This window comes from Collinsella sp. AF38-3AC (assembly GCF_003474365.1).
Classification (GTDB): domain Bacteria; phylum Actinomycetota; class Coriobacteriia; order Coriobacteriales; family Coriobacteriaceae; genus Collinsella.
Genome location: NZ_QROM01000040.1, coordinates 1 through 1,576, shown reverse-complemented (window position 1 = coordinate 1,576; position 1,576 = coordinate 1). Strand labels below are relative to the sequence as shown.

The window sequence follows — 1,576 nt, the reverse complement described above, 5'->3', positions numbered from 1 at the left end:
CACTTGGGGACGTTCCTTTTAATATGAGCAGGACATTGTCAAGAGGCAAAATCGGGCCTGGCCCCAACGATATGGGGTCAGGCCCTCTCCCTATATCAACCCGTCCGCGGCGACCTCGGCGTGTCTTACCGACGCTCGTCTTTGCAGTTTAATATCCGCCCGTGGCGATCTCTCGCTGGGCAATCCGTTGCTACGGCTGAGGCTTCTACGTCGAACCGACAGTCTGTGCACGCGTGTGGCGCCCTGGGCGCTCGCAGAAAAGGGACCTGAGGTTCGCCTCAACGGCTTCGGATCGAACCGCTTCCGGGGTGACTGGCTTATGTTCGGGGGACCGCCCCCCTATGCCTCCTCTGCCATGAGGCCGACCGCCCACACCCAGCAGGCGAGCTCGCGCGCCGTGGCCACGTTCGCCTTGTTGCCGTGCACCCCGCGCGCGAGCAGCGCCTCCCGCCTCTCGACCAGCCTCCGCACGCCCTTGGCGGCATGCCTCCGGGCGGCCGGGTCCGGGGCCTGGCCCTTGGCGAGGTCCTTCGGCCGCCCGGAGCACGTCAGGTAGTGCCACGCGGCCTCGACCAGCGTCTTTCTCAGGTGCTTGTTGCCGGCCTTGGTGATCGCGCCCCTGCGGTCGTTCTCCCCGCTGGAGTGCTCGGAGGGCGTCAGGCCGACCCACGCGGCGAACGAGCGGGCGTTCCTGAACCTGGAGAACTCGCCGGCCTCGAACACGAGGTCGGCGGCGGTCGCGGTGTCGACGCCCTTGAGGCAGCGCAGGGAGTCGACCCTCCTCCTCCACCTGGGCTTGCGGGCCTCGGCCCCGACGAGCCCCTCGAGCCTCGACTTCTCCTCCGCCGCCCGCCTGACCGCCTCGACGTAGTAGGCCAGCACCTCGTTGTCGGCCCCCTCCGCGAACCTTATCGACTCGATCCAGGACCAGTGCGCCCGGGTCCAGTTCCCCTTCCTGCGGCCGGTGGGCGTCCTCTCGTCGAAGACGAGCCCGTGCCTGAGCAGGAACTTGGAGAGCCGCTGCTTCGAGCGCGAGAGGTCGTCCCTCGCGTCCTCGAGCGCCCTGGTCAGGTCGCGGGCGGCCTCGCACTCGTCGTCGGGGACCCACACCTCGACCACGTTGCCGACCGACAGCATGCGGGCGAGGAACTCGGCGTCGTTGCGGTCGTTCTTCTTGCGCCTGTCCGCGCTGGGCTTGATCATCTTCGAGACGGCGCCGACCACGCAGTCGACCCCCAGGCCGGAGAGCCTCTTCTGCAGGTCGAACCCCGTGACCCCGGACTCGTACACGCACCTGGCCCTGGGGTCCACGGACCGGACCCACGCCGCGACGGCCCCGGCGTCGTAGCCGAAGGTCGCGCAGCGCACCTCCCCGGTCATGACGTCGAGGGAGACGGCCTTTATCGAGCGGGCGTGGACGTCGAGGCCGACGAAGGTGGTAGTATCGAGCATGGGAGCCCCTTCCATGAATGCGGCGCGGCCGCCACGGCTGGATTAGACACTCACCATTGTCGGCCTGATCCGCGGACTTTCATGCCGGGGGCTCCCAATGTTTTATGTCCTGCTCATATCGTCT

At 67.7% G+C, this 1,576-nt stretch carries 1 protein-coding gene; it reads right to left on the bottom strand.

What is annotated here, in order from left to right; all coding sequences use genetic code 11:
- Window positions 1-339 precede the first annotated feature (339 nt).
- Window positions 340-1,452, bottom strand: a complete 1,113-nt coding sequence (locus DW029_RS11080; protein ID WP_233543883.1) for an IS110 family transposase — start codon at window positions 1,450-1,452, stop codon at window positions 340-342.
- Window positions 1,453-1,576: the final 124 nt, after the last annotated feature.

Bases quoted from the DNA above. Each gene is read 5' to 3' on its own strand.
- DW029_RS11080 (WP_233543883.1), bottom strand. From the start codon at position 1,452: ATGCTCGATACTACCACCTTCGTCGGCCTCGACGTCCACGCCCGCTCG.